This window comes from Blautia sp. DFI.1.216, from assembly GCF_020594215.1.
Lineage (GTDB): Bacteria > Bacillota > Clostridia > Lachnospirales > Lachnospiraceae > Blautia_A > Blautia_A wexlerae.
This window is the reverse complement of the sequence record NZ_JAJDML010000022.1, coordinates 1-19577: the sequence shown is the minus strand read 5'-3', so window position 1 is coordinate 19577 and position 19577 is coordinate 1. Positions and strand designations below refer to the sequence as shown.

12 protein-coding genes are annotated in these 19577 nt (G+C 42.9%); 1 reads left to right on the top strand and 11 read right to left on the bottom strand.

The genetic code is table 11. The annotated features are described in order from the left end of the window. Window positions 1-213 precede the first annotated feature (213 nt). Window positions 214-1395: an IS4 family transposase gene (locus LJE11_RS10250; protein WP_227295920.1), complete on the top strand. Its 1182-nt coding sequence runs from the start codon at window positions 214-216 to the stop codon at window positions 1393-1395. Between the two features lie 178 nt (window positions 1396-1573). Here the strand turns inward: LJE11_RS10250 and LJE11_RS10245 are convergent, their stop codons facing one another. The 11 genes from LJE11_RS10245 to LJE11_RS10195 form a co-directional block, all read right to left on the bottom strand. Beyond that, the gene (locus LJE11_RS10245) at window positions 1574-7867 is read right to left on the bottom strand and encodes a SpaA isopeptide-forming pilin-related protein (protein WP_101695380.1); all 6294 of its coding nucleotides are present in this window, start codon (window positions 7865-7867) and stop codon (window positions 1574-1576) included. Between the two features lie 69 nt (window positions 7868-7936). Then, window positions 7937-10009, bottom strand: coding sequence for a DNA topoisomerase 3 (locus LJE11_RS10240; protein WP_101695381.1), 2073 nt, complete (start codon window positions 10007-10009; stop codon window positions 7937-7939). Continuing rightward, on the bottom strand, window positions 10010-11440 hold the full coding sequence (locus tag LJE11_RS10235; protein WP_330593611.1) for a CD1107 family mobile element protein: 1431 nt from the start codon (window positions 11438-11440) through the stop codon (window positions 10010-10012). Next, window positions 11394-11696 carry a DUF4315 family protein gene (locus LJE11_RS10230; RefSeq protein ID WP_227295918.1) on the bottom strand — a complete coding sequence of 101 codons (303 nt, stop codon included), beginning with the start codon at window positions 11694-11696 and terminating at the stop codon, window positions 11394-11396. Before LJE11_RS10230 ends, LJE11_RS10235 begins: the two co-directional genes overlap by 47 nt. A gap of 42 nt (window positions 11697-11738) precedes the next feature. Beyond that, a complete protein-coding gene (locus LJE11_RS20365; protein WP_227295939.1) occupies window positions 11739-14540 on the bottom strand; it encodes a CD1108 family mobile element protein in 2802 nt (933 codons plus the stop codon). Window positions 14541-14558: 18 nt separating this feature from the next. Continuing rightward, window positions 14559-14669: a hypothetical protein gene (locus tag LJE11_RS10220; RefSeq protein ID WP_008688066.1), complete on the bottom strand. Its 111-nt coding sequence runs from the start codon at window positions 14667-14669 to the stop codon at window positions 14559-14561. Between the two features lie 16 nt (window positions 14670-14685). Beyond that, a complete protein-coding gene (locus tag LJE11_RS10215) occupies window positions 14686-17142 on the bottom strand; it encodes a VirB4-like conjugal transfer ATPase, CD1110 family (RefSeq protein ID WP_227295916.1) in 2457 nt (818 codons plus the stop codon). Further along, window positions 17024-17488 (bottom strand): PrgI family protein, encoded by a 465-nt coding sequence (locus LJE11_RS10210; RefSeq protein ID WP_055268321.1) that lies wholly within the window; start codon window positions 17486-17488, stop codon window positions 17024-17026. The genes LJE11_RS10215 and LJE11_RS10210 overlap by 119 nt, the downstream gene beginning before the upstream one ends. Window positions 17489-17511: 23 nt before the next feature. Further along, the gene (locus LJE11_RS10205; RefSeq protein WP_195303090.1) at window positions 17512-18381 is read right to left on the bottom strand and encodes a VirB6/TrbL-like conjugal transfer protein, CD1112 family; all 870 of its coding nucleotides are present in this window, start codon (window positions 18379-18381) and stop codon (window positions 17512-17514) included. 12 nt (window positions 18382-18393) lie between these two features. Further along, window positions 18394-18444: a hypothetical protein gene (locus LJE11_RS20795; RefSeq protein ID WP_235853306.1), complete on the bottom strand. Its 51-nt coding sequence runs from the start codon at window positions 18442-18444 to the stop codon at window positions 18394-18396. A gap of 123 nt (window positions 18445-18567) precedes the next feature. Next, window positions 18568-19577: recombinase zinc beta ribbon domain-containing protein (locus tag LJE11_RS10195; RefSeq protein ID WP_227295914.1), on the bottom strand; the 1010-nt coding region annotated here is incomplete at its 5' end.

The window sequence follows — 19577 nt, the reverse complement described above, 5'->3', positions numbered from 1 at the left end:
GAAAATTTATAAAATAATATGGGAAATCATCTTGACAAACATCAGAAAAAATGTGGCGAAGCCTCCTTGAATGAATACATTTTAGGAGGAATTGCTGATGAACTTTTACGCTGATTATATTCGTAACAAACTTGATGCTGTCATTTCCAGCATGTGCAGCCAAATAGAGGATTTCGTGAAAATCCAGGACATGATTTCACCAGAAATCGGAAGATGAACTTTATCTCAACAATGAATTTTTTACTTACTATGGAAGGCGGTTCTCTTAATTCTGAATTGCACAAATATTTTAATTATGATCTGAACAAGATAACACGTTCTGGCTTCATAAAGCAGAGAAACAAATTAAAACCAGGTACCATGGAACATTTATTTCATAAATTTCATGAGCAGATAGCATGTAACAAAAAATACCAAGGCTATCAGTTACTTGCCTGTGATGGTTCTGACTTGAATATATTTCGTGATCCATTAAATCCACACACGTATTTTGCTGGTAAAGAAGGAACTTTTGGGTTTAACCAACTGCATCTTAATGCGTTGTATGACCTCCAAAGCAGGCGATATGTTGACGCTCTGATTCAGGAGCCTTATGAAGAAAATGAATCCTCTGCCATGATTGAAATGGTTAAAAAACTGCCTGTAAATCAGAAGACTATCATCATGGCGGATCGTGGATACGAAACCTATAACATTTTTGCAAATGTTCAGGAACGTGGTCTCTTTTATCTGATCCGGATTAAAGATACGTCGAAAAGAGGAAGCATTTCCGGAAGCCTTTCTTTGCCGGTTTCCTGTGAATTTGATGAAGAAATCGAACTGATTATGACCCGTAAACAAAAGTTTTATAAAACGAAAGGTTATAAATATCTCTCAAATTCATCGCCATTTGACTTTCTTGATTCTGAGAACTTGTTTTATACACTTCATCTCAGGATCACACAGTTTCAGCTGGAAAATGGAGTTTATGAATGTATAGCCAGCAATCTGGATAAAGAAGAATTCCCACCTAAAAAGATCAAGGAACTTTATCATATGCGGTGGGGAATCGAAACCTCTTTCCGTGAGCTGAAATATACAATCGGTCTCACAAACCTTCACTCTAAAAATGTGGAATATATCTGTCAGGAAATTTACGCAAAACTGATCCTGTACAATTTTTGTGAAATTATTTCGGCAAATGTCGTACTGGAAGAAAGAAACCGTAAGTACACATACCAGTTAAACTACACAATGGCAATTCAAATATGCAGGCATTATCTGCGTCAGACATCTGTAACGATAGATGTTGAAGGTCTGATCAAGAAAGAACTATCGCCCCAAAGACCTGACCGTCATTACCAACGACGGATAATCAAAAAGCGTTGGGTTAGTTTTTCATATCGTGTAGGATAGAAAATTTTTGAGAAAATATTTCCGCTAAAAACAGATGTCAGGTCTGTTTTGTTGTTGTGCCTGAATTTATGCAGCTTTTCAAAAAGAAGCAAAAATGATTAGCTGACTGTTACAAATTTTCTTAAGTTAATGACATTACTGATTCAGGGCCCCCCTTTACTACAAATTAATTACTTTACTATTTTCTGTTTTTCTTTTTTCTGATATAAAGTCCTGCCATACCTCCTGTGGAGATTACCAGAAGAAGAATCGGCAGCCAAATATTCGTGCTGTCACCTGTTTTCGGTGCATTTGATACCTTTGTCTCTTCATGGGACTGTGGTGTATCCAGTGTTTTCGGTGTTTCTGGAACTTCCGGTTTCTCATTTGTCAGATTAAAGGTAACTTCTACAACCGGTGTACTGTCATCTGCATAGGCAAATGTCACTTCATGCTTGGTCTGATCCAGTGTGTATCCGTCCAGTGTCTTTGTTTCCACCAGATAATACTTGATAGCGGTATCATATTTGCCGTTCTTAAATGTGGCAATCTCATACAGCTTACTTTCTGCATGACCGGCAGCATCTGTCTTTAAGGTTTCCAGAACTTTTCCTTTGCTGTCACGAAGTTCAAATTCTACCCCTTTCAGCGGTTCTCCTGATGATTTATCTGTCTTATTGAGAATCACTTTTCCCTTGGCAGTGTCATCTTTCATAGCTACTTTCTGGATCTCTCCAGTATCCTTTACTTCAAAACTAACATCCGATGTCAGAATATATCCTTTCGGTGCCTGCTCTTCACGTAAGGTATATTTACCGATTGGAAGTTTTTCGATATAGTGTGCTTCCTCTGTGGAAGTCCAGCTCTCTACTACCTGATCATCCTTATCGAGAATCGTCAGTTTCGCACCTGGAATCTCAGTTTCTCCTGTGATATCAGTCTTACTGATCTCTACTTTTGTCACATCATCTTTCATCTCATGCTTCTGAACCTCTGCTGTATTCTCTACTGTGAAAGTAATACTTTCTGCAGTGACATATCCATCTGCCGGTTTTGTCTCTGTCATGGTGTATTTCTTACCAACAACCAGTTCTTTGATCACATGGGATTCTTCCGTAGAAGTCCATTCATCTACTGTATTGCCATCTGAATCCGTTACTTTCAGGTGTGCACCTGGAAGTTCTTTACCTGTTGTCAGGTCTGTTTTGGACAGCTCCACTGTGGTTGGCTGATTTTCAAAAGTAAAGTCGTAGCTTACTTCTGCCTGGTCTTCTCCGGCATATTCAAAGGTAAATTCCTGTACTTCTTCTGTTGTAACAAATCCGTCCGGCGCAAAGATTTCTTTCACATAGTATTTTCCGTCTACCGGAAGATCTGCCGTAAAAATAATCTGTCCTTTTTCATCCGTTACCCGCTGCTCGATCAGACTGTCTTTCTCAAGAAGTACCTCGCCCTTTGCATTTTTGATATCTTCACTGGTATAAAGACCGAAGACACCACCTGCAAGAACACGGTCTGTATCTTTTTCTTTCTTCAGAACCGTAACCTTTACTTTCTGACGGGCATTCTGCCATTTCTCATCATAAGTGATGACTGGTGTGTCCTGATCACGGTAGGAAAGGTCAACATATCTCGGCTCTTTGTCCAGCACATAACCATGGGCTGTTTTCACTTCCTTCACATAGTATTTTCCAGCCGGGAGATCTCCCATCTGTGCAATACCATTGGAATCTGTGGTAATGGTTCCCACTTTTTCATCTGCTTTGAAATAATCTTCACTGACACCATCTGCCGCTTTGATATCTTCCGCAGCAAATACATCGAACGTCACATCTGAAAGGCTTCCGGTTACATACTCAAAGAGATGCTCCACGGTACCTTTTACATGATCCAGAAGTGTTATCTTATCCAGAAATTCTCCATTTTTGTTGATGATCAGAAGTCCTGTTGGAACTTCATCTTTCATCTCTACTTTCTGAATCTCGGCTCTATCTTCCAGCGTGAACTTCACATCCGTTGCTTTCAGATATCCATACGGTGCCATTTCCTCACGAAGAGTGTATTCCTCTCCAACTGTCAGTCGTTTGATCACATGTGGCTGATCTTTTACAGAAGTCCACTGATCCACAACATTTCCTTCTTTATCAAGAACAGTGAGTTTTGCTCCATCCAGTTCCACACCTGTTGTTACATCAGATTTTGTAATTTCTACTGTTGTCGGCTGGTTCTTTTTCACTGTTTTCAGTTTTACTGTCTTCACATCCTGTCCCTGGTAAGAAGCATCCAGATTCAGAACTTCATCAGAGGATACAAATCCCGCCGGTGCTTTTAACTCTTTCACATAATACTGTCCAAGTGGCAGATCCAGCGTACATGTTGCAAGACCATCGTTATCAGAAGTCATTTCCTGTAAGAGTGTGTCTGCTTTCACGATCACTTTTCCATCTGCCTTAATATCCGCTTTGTTATAGATACCAAAGACAGCTCCTGCTACGGTTGCACCATTTTCTGCATCCTGTTTTTCTACCTGGATTACAACTTTCTGGCGGTCATCGCCAACAGTCACTTCCTGTTCGATTACAGGTGTATCCTGATCTGCATAGACAAATGCGACATCCGATCTGTCATGGTTCAGGACAAATCCTTCCGGTGCAGTCTTTTCTACTACATAGTAAGAACCAAGCGGCAGATTATCAGCAACTGCTTTTCCGTCTTCCCCGGTCGTTACCGTTGTTACCAGTGCATCTTTTGCATAGATCAGCTGTCTGTTTCCGTTTTCATCTTTCTGATAATCCGGTGTATAGATATTTTCAGCTGCATAGACATGAAATGATGCACCCTTCAGGTATCTTTCTTCATAAACAAAGTCCTTTTTAAATCCGGTCAGCATCTCACCTTTTTTATATATCGTCAGCTTTCCTTTTACCGGATGGTTCTCGTAGTCTACCGTAATAATGGCATCTCCGCTCTCAGAATCCATCTGGTATGCTGTATTTGCATCCACCGCAATCTCTACATAGTTCTTATTGATTGTGTACCCTTCCGGTGCGTTGACTTCCTCAATCCGGTAATGTCCGATCTTCAGATTCTTCGGCATGATCAGATATCCCTGGCTGTCCGTAAAATAGGACTTGTGAGTAGTTGTCACTGGGTAAGTTGTTACCTGCTCCACATACTTCTTGTTGTCCAGGTCATATACCTTAAATTCTGTTCCGGCAATCAATACAGATTTCTTTGTTTCATCGTCTTTTTTCACGATTTTCAGTTTTGCCTTAAACTCTTCATCCAGAAGCACTCGCCAGATCTGTGGCTCGTTTGGATGATGTTCTGTGATATTCACTTCAAAATCATCGACTGGCTTGTAATTGTGCGGTGTTGTAGTTTCACGCACGATATAGCTTCCAAATGGTAATGGAATACTGCAGGCATACCCTTTTTCATCTGTGAAAATCTCAGTTGCTCCATTTTCTCCACTCACTACTGGTTTGGCAGAATCAAAATCATAGCTTCCATCTGCTTTCTTTGTAAGGGAAGATTTCAGATAAACTGTAAATCCAGCTCCGGATAACAGATCTGCATCGGTCTTTCCATTGTTGGCTGCTTTGATGATCTGAAATGGCTGTTTGATGACCTGCTCACTGGAAGTGCACTCTCTTTTCACTTCTGCTGTCATATCTCCTTCATAACTGCACGTAAGATCATGCTCTTCTGTATCTGCCAGGTATCCGGTCGGCGGTGTGATCTCTTTGATATAATATTTGCCAAGATATAAGCCATTTACAGAAGCCTGTCCTTTGTCATCGGTTGTAAGAGAAGCTACCTGTTCTCCTGCTTTATAAATAGTTCCAGTTGCTCCATCCGGATGCACGATATCTTCACGGGCATACAGACCATAAACTGCACCTTTCAGTGTGGCATCTCCCTGTGGTACTGCTTTTCCTGTCTCTTTATCAACTTTGAATAAATTGATCTTTGCTGTCACACGGTCATTGCTGAAGGTATGGGCAAATGATACGGTTGCTTCTTTATCATTGGTATAAGAAAACTTAAACGTATACACATCTTCTGTATTTCTTACATAGCCTTCCGGCGCCTGATCTTCTTTTACAGAATAGGAATATCCAATCGGAAGATCTGCTGTGAATTTTGCAGTTCCATCTGCTCCAGTAGTTGCTTTCTCAATCAATGTTCCTTTTTTCACAACAACGGTTCCGTCTGCATTTCTAATATCATCGGATGCATATAGAGCAAAAATACCGCCATTCAGTGGTTTCTTGGTATCTTTATCCTGTTTTACTACGGAAACATCTGCTTTCTGTCTCTCGTTGTTAAAAGTCACATCTGCAAATACAACTTCTTTATTCTGTCCGGCATAGGTCAGAGTCACTGGCTTTTCTTCGCTGCCGTTATAGAAATTGTCCGGTGCTTTTGCTTCTTTCACCACATAGCATCCAAGATGCAGGTTCTTCAGTGTAACAGAACCATTCTCACCTGTTGTCAGATTTTCTTTTACAAGGTCCCCTTTGCTGTACACTTTTGTGCCATAAGCAGTTACGATATCTGCTCCGGCATACACGTTATATACTGCATTTTTCTGTCTGCGGTTTTCATACTGGAATACCGTTCCATTCTCACTGACATCTGCTCCGGTAAGCACCTGTCCTTCTTTGTAAATGGTAAGCTCTGCCAGCTGTTCCTTATTTTCCACGGTTACAGCTGAGGTCTTACTTGCTACCAGTTTTACATTTGTTGCCGTTGCATTTACCACATATCCCTGTGGTGCTATGATCTCTTTCAGATAAACAGTATCCTGTGTCTTGATGATCGTAACAGAAGATTTTCCATTCTTATCTGTTGCCGGCATCTGAGTGATCAGTTTTGTGCAAGACTCATCGCTGTATATACCGAATACTGCACCCGCAAGATTAACATCCGCCGTGTCGTCTTTCTTTACGATTTCAATCGTAGCCTGTTCAATCCAGGACACCTTTAAGCTTACATATTTTTCATCAGCGACACCTTCTCCAAACACAAATGCCAGATCCTGAACACTTGCATTCGTAGTCAGTTTATATGCTGAATAATCTTTTGTAATACTTCCCTTCATTTTTGCAGAAAAAGTAGCGCTTACATCTTTTGTCTGTGTCAGAGGCGCTGAAAGATAAAACGTGGTTCCTCCTCCAATTGTTACGCTTGCACCTGCCGCACTTACGGTTCCAGTAGATACATTATGGAGCTTTACTCCTTTTGGTAAGTCCATTGTGATTTTCTGCTGGGAAGATGCGTTGAACTGAATGTTCTCCGTTCTCTGAACATTTCCATCTACATAAGCTTTTACATTCGGCTTTGAAAATGACATCGCTACATCTGGTATTTCCGGCTTATTCACACAATAATTATAGAGTTCTTTTGCCAAAGCCTCTCCTGTAGCATTTGTTCCGTAAAAGGCATCACTACTTCCGTTGGCATATGATGCAGCCATATGAATAATGATGAATCTTTTTCCTTCTGAAAAATCCGTGTATTTATTTGCAAAAAAGCTTTCACTTCCTGCGGCATCTGTACCGTAATAGCACACTTTTGCTAACGCCTGATTGTCTCCAATCTTTGTAATTGTATAATTTCCAGATCCAGGTCCTGGCTTTGCTGGCTGTACACAATACGCAATTGCTCTGACGCTTCCGTAGCTGATATAGTACGGCTCTGTCAGGTAGGTTCCAAGATTATAATCTGCATATCTATACAGTGGTCCTTTTTCAATTGTTACCTGCTGTGTACTTCTTGCTGAATAAGCTGAAACTGCTTCAAATGTTGCAATCTCTCCTTCTTCCATAGAATCAAGATCCACACCTTCGTCTCCTGCCTGTTCCAAAACATCATGAAGCTCTAACCCTGATTCTTCATCATAGGTATCCTGGTTCTGTGCCTGCTCTACCAAATCATCAAATTCATCAGCGTCAATATCGGTAACCTCCGAGTCTGCTTCGGAATCCTCCGCTTCCTCTGTCTGCTGTTCACTTACAGCTTTTTCGGATTCGGTCACTGCTTCACTCCCTGCCACCTCTGTCTGAGCTTCTGTTGCTTTCTCACGCACAATCAGTTTTCGGCTGATCTGGTACTTCGGATGCTCCTGATTTACCGGTTCCACATAATAGACCGCTTTGTAAGTGTCCGCATGATCTGTCGTAAAATCCTCATCCTTGTCGTTCTTTGCTTCCTCGAATGTGACTTTGACCTTGTTATCATCCTTGATTTCCAGTCCTGTGTAATCTGATTTCACATCAAATACACTGCCTGTTTCGATTTCATAATCTTTGGCAGTCACCACCTCATCTTCATCCAGAAGGTCTTTCACGTCCTCATAAAGTGGCGGTTTTTTCTCTGGCTGGATCTCCGCTGCATATGCTGTCATCGGAGATAACACTGTACTTAGCATTGTCATGCCTGCCAGCAAGCCAGATACTACTTTTCTAAAATTACCTTTTTTCTTCATGCTAAGGTCCTCTCTTTCATAATATTTGTATGAAAACAGACAGTCCTTAGACTGCCTGCAATACACTGCTTATCGTTGCGGGAAACTCAGATTGAACTGCACATTTCCCTCGCCGGGATCAACCATCTCCACGGTTGCTTCATACTGTCTCCCTGTTTTTCTGGATAACAGATCCTTATAATGGATTTTTCCTTTAGACAGGAACTTCTTTGCTGCCGCCTTATCCATCTTTTTTCCCTGGCTTGCAAGGAATTTATCATTCTTCCATAAGGCAAAAGCACAGTTCCGGTCAGAACAGTAAAAGTTTACTTTTCCTTCCCTGACATCAGCTCCACAGCGGGGACATTTGCCAATGACTTCTCCTTTTGCTTTTCCCTGAAACTGCTCTTTCTTTTCTTCTGAAATCCCCTGATATCTGGCAACCAGTTCCTGCATCAGCTCTGTAATCCCATTTAGGAATTCATCTGCTGTCTCTGTATTCTGGGCAATGTGATTCAATGCCATTTCCCACTCTGCTGTCATCTTCGGAGATTTAATCTCATCCGGCAGAACCGTAATCAGGACATTGCCATCATCTGTCGGCACCAGATTTTTCTTTTCCCTTTTCACAAAACCAGACTGAATCAGTTTTTCAATGATTGCTGCCCTTGTTGCCGGTGTGCCAAGTCCTTTCTTTTCTGTATCTTCGGTCAGTTCTTCATTCCCTGCACGTTCCATCGCAGAAAGCAGGGTATCTTCTGTGTACTGTTTCGGTGGCTGTGTAAAATGCTCCGATACAAAAGAATCACAAGGACCGTAATGCTTGCCATCCCAGATATCCAGCTCCGGCTCTTCTTTTTCACTCTTTACGCCAAAGAACTGTTTCAATTTATTTTCGATCGACTTGAATCCTTCCTGCTTTGTTTTCTTTGCCGTGAGATAAAACGTATGATAATTACAGGTAATCTGGCATTTATGGCTTTCATAAATATAAGGATCTGCGGTTGCTGTCAGTACCCTGGCACTGATCAGATACAAAATCTTGCAGTTTCGTTCTTTCAGTTTACCTATATCTGCCTTTGCTACTTCCATGGTCGGGATAATTGCATGGTGATCAGATACTTTCTTTGAATTTAATACCTTACTCACGTCCGGCTGATATTCCAGCCCTTCGGCGTAGGGCATTTTCCCAAGCAACATCTGAATCAGAGTTTCTGTGCTTTCTCCCATCTCATCTGTCAGATACTGGCTGTCTGTTCTCGGATAAGTAACAAGCTTCTGCTCATACATCTCCTGCACGGCATCCAATGTCTGCTGAGCGGTATAGCCAAACATTCTGTTTGCTTCCCTCTGCAGAGTGGTCAGATCATAGAGTTTTGGAGGGCGAACCGTTTTCTCTTTCACATCATCCTTCTCCACTTCGCACATACGCTCCATACAGTCCGCAGCCACTCTATCTGCATCTTCTTTTTTCTGAAAATGCTCTGTGACCGCATCCATATCGTCAAACTTGATATGAGCCATATAATATTTTTCTTTGGTAAATTCCTTGATCTTCTGATTTCGATCCACGATCATGGCAAGTGTTGGTGTCTGTACTCTTCCAACTTTCAGATTCTGGTTATACAGAACGGAAAAAAGACGGCTCGCATTGATTCCCACCAGCCAGTCTGCCTTTGCCCTGCAAAGTGCTGACTGATAGAGACTGTCATAACACGAACCGTCTTTTAATGACGCAAATCCATCTTTAATTGCCTGTTCTTCCATAGAAGAGATCCAGAGCCGCTTCATCGGCTTTTTGCATCCTGCCTGCTCATACACCAAACGAAAGATTAACTCTCCTTCACGTCCTGCATCAGTAGCACAGATCACTTCATCTACTTTGGAATCTCTCATCAGTTTTTTCAAGATTCCGAACTGCTTCTTTGTGCCCTCCAAAATCTTGTGTCTCCAGCATTCCGGCACAATCGGCAGATCTTCATATCTCCATTTTTTATATTTTTCATCGTATTCCGATGCATCGCATAATCCAACCAGATGTCCTACGCACCAGGAAACGATATAACCGTTTCCCTCCACGTAGCCATCTTTTCTTGTTCTGGCTCCAAGCACGGAAGCCAGTGCCATCGCAACCGATGGCTTTTCTGCAATCACTAATTTCATTTACTCCTGCTCCTCTTCTTCATCTTCCAGTACATCATCATTAAAATCTTCATCTCTCAGGATTTCCGGTTCTGCACTTTCTTCCTGCTCATCTGCATCGTCTACTTCCCGTTTTTCTGACTCTGAATCTTCGGATTCATCTTCATCCTCTTCCATCTCATCTTCGTCATCATATTCATGCTTTGGTTTATAGACTTTGAAATAATATCCTCCTGCCGCAGCTCCGACTGCAACCAGTGCAATCAAAAGATACGTTCCGAATGGACTTTTATCTTCCGGCATCTGAATATCATCCTCTACCTTATCTTTCTCAGCTGACTCTGTCGTTTCCGGTTTTTCTTCCTCTGCTTTTTTCTCTGGTTCTGCATAAACCGTATCCACTTCCGGAAGTGTCACTGAATCAGAAAGTGTGAAGTTCATCAGATCTTTCTCACTGACTTCGGTAAGGAAATACACATTATCCTGAGATTTTGAATTGTCAATAATCAGATAGAAAATCTTACCACTCTTCGTTGAAATGGTATAAAACTCTTTTGTTCCTTCCGTAGCTGTTTTTGTAACGGATTCTGCCGTCTCGCCTTCTTTATTAAGCTGTTTCTCAATACCTGTTACTGTCCGATCATCCACGGTCCCTTTTGCATCTGTCGGCTCAGAAGCCTGTGCATCCTGCGGAAGCGGAGAAGTCGTTGTTTTTTCAGTCCCCATTGCATCTGCACTGGTCGTAGTTGCCATTGCACCATTGCTGTCACTGGAAGATTTCTGTTTTTCTGCCTGCTTCTTTGCCCATTCATAGTAAGGATTCTGCAACACATACTTTTCAGAAGTATTTCCAGCACCATCTGTTACCGTAATCTCAATCTGCTTTGTAGTAAAATCTTTCTGTGTCAGTTGCACTCTCAGCATTCCATCCTTCAAGTCTGTATAAGTGGTGCCATTGACGGTTACCGCAGTAATCCCGGATACTGTATCATTCCCCTGAATCGTCAGCACACCATCTGTCAGAGAAGCAGAGAGTGTCGGCTTTTCCGTGTCATAACACTTAATAGAGCGATTCTGCTCATAGACCTTCCCCTCACCATCTGTCACACGCACATACACTGTCTGATTTCCAGTGATCGTGATACTTCCGCTTCCGGTTACATCCTGCCAGCTTCCATCTTTTCCTGCTTTTGCTTCAATCTTTGCTATTGAGAAACCTTCCGGCATATGGCTAGCATCTACCGTAACAGCAATGGTTGTTTCTCCCTGTTTCCAGCCATCCGGTTTCTCAATCGTGATTGCAGGTGTGGTATTCTCAGCTGCATAAGCAGTCTGTGTCTGGAGCAAAGGTGTTGTCAGGCAAAGAAATGTCGTTGCTGCAAGCAGGCTCTTTTTTACCCTGCTTTTAGTAATTGTTCTCTTCTTCTGTTTCATTTTTTCCAGATTCATCATCGGCTTTTGTTTCCTCCTTCTGTATTTCTACCCTGCCGGGCAGTCCATTTTTCATTCTCTTTTTGAAAGCTTCCAATTCCGGAATACTCATATCCATTGCACGGATAATTTTTACAATTTCCAGATTTTCCGCTTCTGTTTTTGCAATCTCCGCAGCCTTGAAACGCTTTAAATCTGCTTCATATCTGGCTTTGGATGCTTCCATTTTTTCCTTGACTTTCTCATAATCTGCCGTTGCTTTTTCAAGACTTTTCATCGCTTCTCCTTTCCGGACGGCTGATGCAGCCGCCCTTTTTTCTTACCATCGTCCAAATCCATAGAAATGGCTCTGCCAGTATGGGGAATTGATGGACGTATACTGCACTGGATGTCCACAATGGATCATCTGATCATTGCCTACATAGATTCCGATATGCGTTACCGGCTCCCCTGCGTCGTAAGTTCCAGTAAAGAAAATCAAATCTCCCGGCTGTGCCTCCGACTGGGATACTGGTGTACAAATGTTGTACAGTCCCTGTGCTGTTAGTCTTCCTGTATTCCTTACACCAGAGTTTGTCAGACAGTAGCTTACAAATCCAGAACAATCGAATCCACTTGGGGAATATCCACCCCATACATATGGTGTTCCAAGATATCTCGCTGCTTCATTTAACAAACGCTGTGCTGCTTCACTGGTATATTCATTGCCGCCAAAGCCTGCTCCTTCTCCAGTTTCCAGATAAAAGATCGGGTTTAACCGCTCTCCATTTTTCAGAAGTTCAATATGAAGATGGCTTCCTGTGGAATTACCAGTATTTCCTACAAGACCTATCTCATCACCTTTCGTGACGGATGCTCCTGCAGATACACTCCGGCTGCTTAAATGTGCATACCGCAGTTCATAACCTTTTCTGTCTTTGATAATGACGTAATTTCCATAGCTGTCGTTATAAGCAGAAGTTGTAACTGTTCCGGTCAGTCCTGCCATCACTTTTGTTCCCTCCGGTGCTCCGATATCCATACCATTATGAAGCTGATTTGCTCCTGATATTGGATGAATCCTGTATCCATAATAGCTGGTCACACTGGAGTACCAGTTAAAATCAACCGGTGTTGCAAACATCTGCAAGTTGCCTTTTGTATCGTTGTAGGCACTGAACAGTTCTTTCTGGAAAAATCCCAGCCTGTCCTGACAGATTGACATCAGGTTTCCACTATTTAAGGTAACATTCAGCACATCTACATCCCTTGTCCTAGTCACTTCCACTTCCTGACTTCCATTATCATCTGCCAGATAACATTCCCATGTCTGATGTCCATGTGCAGATGCCGCCGCATGATTATCATAGTAGACGTCAAACTGTACCCCGTATCTTGCGAAAGCTCCGGTATCTTCTACCGTATATTCGACACCATTCATTACCACCTTTGTTCCCATTGGAACAAACGGATTGGAAGCATCTACCGCTAAGGTGTGATTGGCTGTTGGATATGCTCCACTGGCAGTTGGTCCTCCACTCCAAATACCACAGCAGATTGGACAATTACAATATCCGCTTGTTACAACCTGTCCCAAAGATTCTCCAACTCTTACTGTTGCTGTCTCTGTCACAGTCTCATTGACCGCTTCTGTAGTCAGATGATATTGCTCTGCAAACAATGCATCCAGTTCAGGCTTGACCTGTTCAAAAGTAAACTCCTCATACTTTGCTGACAGATAACTGATCAGGATAAACGGATCATGCTCAATAGGCCCGATGTTATATCGGTATTCCTCATGTCCCGGTTCTTCAGACTCCATGTTGTTAATCCGCTCCTGCAGATTAGCTTCCAACTGTGTATAATACAGTTCCGCTTCCCGGATTGCCTGATCCGATGACAGATAACTGGTTCCCGTGTAAGTGATCACATTTTGTAAAAATACTGCAGAGCATGACGTGACATTCGTTATAATCAGAAACATCAATCCGATCAGAACTGCCACACTGATATACACCTTCCGGTTTTCTTTAAAGAAGTTGGTGACTTTGCCGCCAATCTTCTTGATATAATCAATCGTACCTTTTGTAGCTGTTCCTACTGTCTGTTCACTTCGTTTTGCTTTGGCATAATCCCGTTTGATCTGTTGCTTCTGAATCTGTTTTTTTAGCTTCTTCTGCTCCTGACGGGCTGCCGCCTGTGTCTGTTTCTCTGCCTGTCTCTCCAGTCTGCTTCTCTTTCTGGAAGCCCTCTGTTTCCTTTGTTTGGCACTTCTCTGTTCCAGCCGGTAAATACCTTCGCAGCCTTCTTCCAACTTATGGGCACCTTCTACTGCCGCATTATCGTCTTCATTTTTACTGATCTCACGGTGCAATGCTGCGGAAGTTGCACTTCCTGCTTTCTTAACAACAAAAGCTTTTTCTGTTTTCACAGATTCCCCTTCGCCAAACTTCAGGCGGGATTTCTTCTTTCCAGAACCCTCTCCTTCATTTGCCTGATAAACCTGTGCCTTCTTGGAATGCTGCTTTGCTTCCTTTTTCTTTCTTGGTTCCTCATAAGAAAACTTTTTGGCTTTTTCCTTCTGTTTCTGATGACGGAAATTGACTCCATCCGTATCCATCTGGTTCAATTTCTCCATATCTTTGTCATTTTTCACAGAAGCACCAGTCTCTTCATAAGCAAATTTCAGACGCTGTTTCTGCTTTGGTTTCTTACTTCCACCATTCTTCTTACTCCGGCTGTCTCCTCTGTTTTCTGAAAGATCCGCACGTTTTTCTTTCAGTCTCCCTGACTGGCTGGCTTCGGATTTTTCCGCAAATCTTGATTCTTTTCTGTTCACAGCACGGATTCTTTTCCGGTTTTGTTGCTTTCTATTTTGTCCAAAATCCTCACTTTGGTTCTCCGTTCGCATCAGTTCCGGTGCATCCCTGGATTTTTGCACAGAGGGACGGATATTTTTCCCGCTTCGCTTAGACTGGCGGGGAGACTTATCCACAAGGTTTTCTGCTTTTTCCCCCTGTTTTATTCCCATCTGCACATCACTGACACGGTTACTGACACGAACAGAAGATTTATCCGTCAGGTTTTCTTCCACCAGACCATCTTTGGTCATCTTCTGGACTTTCTTATCCCTGACTTTCATTCTCTGTTCTGCCACTACTTACTCCTCCTTTTTCGGATACCCTTTCCCTGCCTGTAATAAACAGAGAAAAGCGATGCCAAATACAGCACCGCCACTAAAAGTTAATACATATGAAATTGCTCGTAACATTGTCTTCTCCTTTGATTTAACCTGCTTCGGAAGTTTCCTCTAAGCGGGTTGTCATGATTTTATAGAGGGAATTCTTCGGGAATCTGTCTACGAACGGGATAATGACATTTCCATAGAACAGAAGTCCTTCCCCCTCATTACTGTTGGTTACATAGGACAGCTGGGTTGGTGAGATATTCAGCTGTTTTGCAAGAATCTGCCTGTCTCCGGAAGCCTGGTTCAGCATATAAATAAAATCTGAATTTTCAAATATATTCTCTATTTCCCTGGAAGACAATAAATCCTTAATATTCTGGGTGATGCCCGTTGGGATACCACCCCATTTACGGAATCGCTTCCAAATCTCCACGCTGTAGGCTGCAGTCTGCTCTTCCTTCAAAAGAAGATGGAACTCATCCACATAGTATCTGGTGGACTTATGGGCAGAACGGTTCATCGTTACCCTGTTCCAGACCTGATCCTGGATTACGAGCATCCCAATCTTTTTCAGCTGTTTTCCCAATTCTTTGATGTCAAAGCAGACAATGCGGTTATTGATATCCACGTTTGTCTGATGGTTAAATACATTCAAAGAGCCTGTAACATAGATCTCTAATGAAGTAGCCAGCCGCTGTGCTTCCGGCTCTTCCTGTTTTCTCAGAAGGTTGTATAAGTCCTCCAGGATTGGCATCTTCTCCGGTATTGAATCGGCAAGGTATTCCTGATATACTAACCGCACACAACGGTCAATAATCGTTTTTTCTACCGGTTCCAATCCATTCTTTCCTCCAACAATCAGCTCACACAAAGACAGGATAAAATCTGCTTTCAATGACAGCGGATTATCTTCCTCAGAATAATTCAGGTTCAGATCCATTGGATTGATATACTGGTCAGATACCGGCGAAACTCTTACCACCTGCCCATGCAGCGCCTGCACAAGTGCCGAATATTCGGCTTCTGGATCACAGACAATGATATCGTCCTCCGTAATCAAAAAGCAGTTTGTAATTTCCCTCTTTGCTGAGAATGACTTACCGGAACCTGGTGTACCAAGAATCAGTCCATTCGGGTTCTTCAGACGTTTCCGATCAACCATGATCATGTTGTTGGATAATGCATTCAATCCATAATAAAGAGCTTCCCCTTCCTGAAACAGTTCCTGTGTCGTAAATGGCACGAAGATCGCTGTTGAAGATGTGGTAAGCCCTCTCTGAATTTCAATTCGATTGACTCCAAGCGGAATACAGGACATGAGTGCTGCTTCCTGCTGATAATCCAGCTGTTTTAAGGAACAGTTATATTTCTGTGCGATCCCCTGCACCTGGAAAATATTATTATCCAGCTTCTGACGCTTCTTTGCGGTATTCATTACCAGAACTGTCACAAGGAACATTCTCTCATTTCTGGACTGCAGATCTTCCAGCAGATTCTTTGCCTCTTCGCCATAAGTCACAAGGTCCGATGGAAGCACGTCCATATCATAACCGGAACGTACCGCACGCTTCTGCTCTTCGATCTTCATCTTATCAAGATCAGAAATCTTACTCTTGATCATCTTGATTGCTGAACTCTGATCAATGGACTGGATATGAATGTTGACATTGATGCTGTCATCCACATCCAGAAAATCTGCAAGCATCCGGTCTGTCAGCTCCGGTGCAAGAATCTGAAGGTAACTCACACTTCCCATCGTTCTTCCCATCAAAAATGTCTGATTCTTGGAAAAGTTAAAGGAAGTCGGTGCAATAAAATCTTTGGTCTTTAATCCGGTTTCCGGAAGCATCTTGTACTGGAACTTAAATGGTTCAATCCGATCCTGGTTGAACACATGATACAGAATCTCCAGCCTTTCCAGTCCATTCAAAGAATGTGCCTGTGCTCCCAGAACCTTAAAGTTATTTAAGATATCTGTTTCGATTCTTTCAAGCCTTGGTCTTGCTACCTTCAGACTTTCTGCTTCAATTCCAAAAGTGATATACTTCGTCTTTACCAGACCATTATTTCCTTTGGAAAGCTGATTTTTCAGCATAGTACGGTATTCTTCACGAATGGAATTGAAGTCATCGTTCTGATCCGGAATATCAATACTTTTCTCAAATTCTGCCACATCCACCTGCTGATTGATAAAGGACAGCTGCACACTGATGGAAGAATCAAAGTAATTTAAGAAATCACAGTAATTCTCAAATATCGTGGTCTTATCCTCATTTAAAGCTAGCTGATAATTGATGTCATAAAACTGAATCGTCTTAGAGAAAAAGGTCTTTGTCACCTGGCAGATACCATCCTGCAGCATCCGAATATACGGAATGCTCTGCTGTGCAGTTGTAGGAATGCCTTTCTGTTTCCTGCAATCCCGTTCCTGTTTCTTCTTACGCTTTTCCTGTTCTCTTTCTTTTCTGCTTTTTTTGTTTCTTCTTTCCTGACGGTTTCTTTTTTCCGCCAGAGACAGACGCTCCTGCTGAGCCTCCTGCTTTGTCTTTTTTGCCATCCGGCACACCCTCCTTTTTTACAAGGGTGGAAATCTCCTGATAAAAATTTTCTGTCTTATATGGTCTTACCGCTGGACAGATAAACTTCTGTCGAATGATATTTGCCACCACTTTTTCAAAGGGAAGCCCGTCTTTTTCATACATTGCCATGAAGAAAAATGGAAGCATGATCGTTACCATCAGAATGGCAGCAATACTGGAACCGATTGGTTTTCTCATGAACAGATAAAACGGAATCCCCACAACTGCGGCAAGTGAAAAGAAAATCAGCTGCCGCTTTGTCAGATTTAACGCTACTTTTGTTTTGACCTTGGTAAGGTCTTTTGGTACTGGTACATACGCCATGGTATGCGCTCCTTTCCTGCCCGTTAATGGGCATTGAATATTGATTTGCTAAGGCTTCCGGTCTTGAATAATGAAAATGCAAGAATCACGGTATAAGCCGCTACTGAAAACATTGCTGCATGAAGGTCACTGGATATGGTCATTGCATTTACTAAAACTGCATAAATTCCCACACAGACCATCATGAAGAATCCCTGAAATGCCAGTGCGAACAAGCCTTTTAAATAGTTGTTTCCGATATTGCCCCATTCCTTATTGGTCATGGTGGCAAACGGAATTGGTGCTATGGAAGTATAAAGGTAAATTTCTATCATTCTTCCGAACAAGATTACCGTAATGATAATTGACAGAATGTGCATGGTAACACTGATCAACATCGTTTCCATGGATAGCAGGAACAAATCCCCTAACTCCATATCCTCCAGGGCATCCACAATCCGTGAAATTGCTTCTGTTGCATCCACCGCAGTGTTTCCTGATATCACCCCGGCGGCATTGTTGACCACATGCTGGCCAACATCAAAGACCGCCATCGTGATATTGAACGTATTTGTCACCAGATAAACGGCTACATACGCTTTGAAGATCCAGAGGAAAATGTTATAAGTCTCAAATTCATGGAAATTGTTTTTCTGTGTTACCATCGTGATCAATTCATAGCACAGGACAAAGGTGATGATCAGTCCCGCAATGGGGACAATCACCGTTTGGGATATATTCTGAATCAGATTAAAAATCCCTGCATTCCATCCCTGCGGTGTCTGTCCCACCTGCCCGGCTATGGTTCCCACCTGCTCATTGACAGACGTGAACATGTTATCCAAACTTGACTTAATAAGCCCGATCAGGATATCCTTTATCGCTTCCGTAATTCTCTCAATGATGGTGTTCATCTACCACTCCTCTTAAGAGAACAATGTTGCCAGCTGTGGAATCAGGGTAGTTCCCAGCAGCATGATTCCGGCACCAGCCATCAGCTGTTTTATCCCCAATTAGGTGTAAAACTCTGCTCGATGGCGGGCGGCGGCGTACAAAAAATCTATATGGTGTTTTTAAGAGAACCGTCCCGGCGGGACAGGTCAGGCAGTGACCTGTTCCACCTCCGGGATGGGTTTGAGATTAAAATGAATTTCGATAGAAATGTGTCTTGTTTTATCTTCGTCAATGCGCTCATGCACGACGATTTCTTTGATTAAGCGGTTGAGGGTGGCTGCGTCCAGTTCTGTAATGTTGGCGTATTCCTGAATGGCTTCCACCCATTGTTTTGCGTCATTGGCAAGCTGGACTTCATCAGACAGCCGCTTTCTGCCCTCGGACACTTTTGCTTTAAGCTCCGTCTGCTCGGTCTGTGTCTTTTCCAGCATGGTGTTGAAATTCTGCTCACTGATACGCCCTGCAATCATATCCTCATAAAGCCGCATGACCATTTTGTCCAGAACCTCAATCCGTTCCTCGTCCCTTGTAAGGGAGCGTTCCATTGCTTCCCGCTGTTCCCGCTGCTCTGCTTCACAGGTATTGGTCAGGCGGTCGGCAACCGCTTCCCCGTCCATCAGGGCAGCTCTGGCACATTCCCGGATTTTCCGCAGCACATGGCTGTAAAGGGTGTCATAGTCAATCCGGTGCTGGGTGCAGTGGTTCTTTCCAAAGGCGTTGTAGGTCTTGCAGGAATAAATCCGCTGGGGATGTTTTGCGTTTGTGTAGCGTACCGTCAGCGACTTCCCACACTCGCCGCATTTTATCAGTCCGGCAAACAGGCTGATTTCATCGGTCTGCCCCGGACGCTGGCGGGATTTCAGCTTGTTCTGCACAATGTCAAAGCTCATGCGGTCAATCAGCGGTTCATGCTGTCCCTCCACCACAATCCAGTCCTCCGGCTTCTTTTCCCCAATTGTGCCGATTTTGAAACGGTAGTCTTTTTTCTGGGAAGCAATCGCACCGGTGTAGACGGGATTCATCAAAAGGTCTTTGATAACGGAGAAGTCCCACATATACCGCCCGTTTTCCGGGTCTTTCTTTTCCCATTTGGTTCGGGTGTTGCGAAGCCCCCGTTCCCGGTTCCACCATGTGGGGCAGGGGATTTTTTCTTCCT

Excerpts from the sequence above, each read along its gene's own strand:
- LJE11_RS10205 (WP_195303090.1), bottom strand. The coding sequence starts at position 18,381 with ATGAACACCATCATTGAGAGAATTACGGAAGCGATAAAGGATATCCTG.
- LJE11_RS10235 (WP_330593611.1), bottom strand. The coding sequence starts at position 11,440 with ATGATGAATCTGGAAAAAATGAAACAGAAGAAGAGAACAATTACTAAA.
- LJE11_RS10245 (WP_101695380.1), bottom strand. The coding sequence starts at position 7,867 with ATGAAGAAAAAAGGTAATTTTAGAAAAGTAGTATCTGGCTTGCTGGCA.
- LJE11_RS20365 (WP_227295939.1), bottom strand. The coding sequence starts at position 14,540 with ATGAAAGTCAGGGATAAGAAAGTCCAGAAGATGACCAAAGATGGTCTG.
- LJE11_RS10250 (WP_227295920.1), top strand. The coding sequence starts at position 214 with ATGAACTTTATCTCAACAATGAATTTTTTACTTACTATGGAAGGCGGT.
- LJE11_RS10210 (WP_055268321.1), bottom strand. The coding sequence starts at position 17,488 with ATGGCGTATGTACCAGTACCAAAAGACCTTACCAAGGTCAAAACAAAA.
- LJE11_RS10215 (WP_227295916.1), bottom strand. The coding sequence starts at position 17,142 with ATGGCAAAAAAGACAAAGCAGGAGGCTCAGCAGGAGCGTCTGTCTCTG.
- LJE11_RS10240 (WP_101695381.1), bottom strand. The coding sequence starts at position 10,009 with ATGAAATTAGTGATTGCAGAAAAGCCATCGGTTGCGATGGCACTGGCT.
- LJE11_RS10230 (WP_227295918.1), bottom strand. The coding sequence starts at position 11,696 with ATGAAAAGTCTTGAAAAAGCAACGGCAGATTATGAGAAAGTCAAGGAA.
- LJE11_RS10220 (WP_008688066.1), bottom strand. The coding sequence starts at position 14,669 with ATGTTACGAGCAATTTCATATGTATTAACTTTTAGTGGCGGTGCTGTA.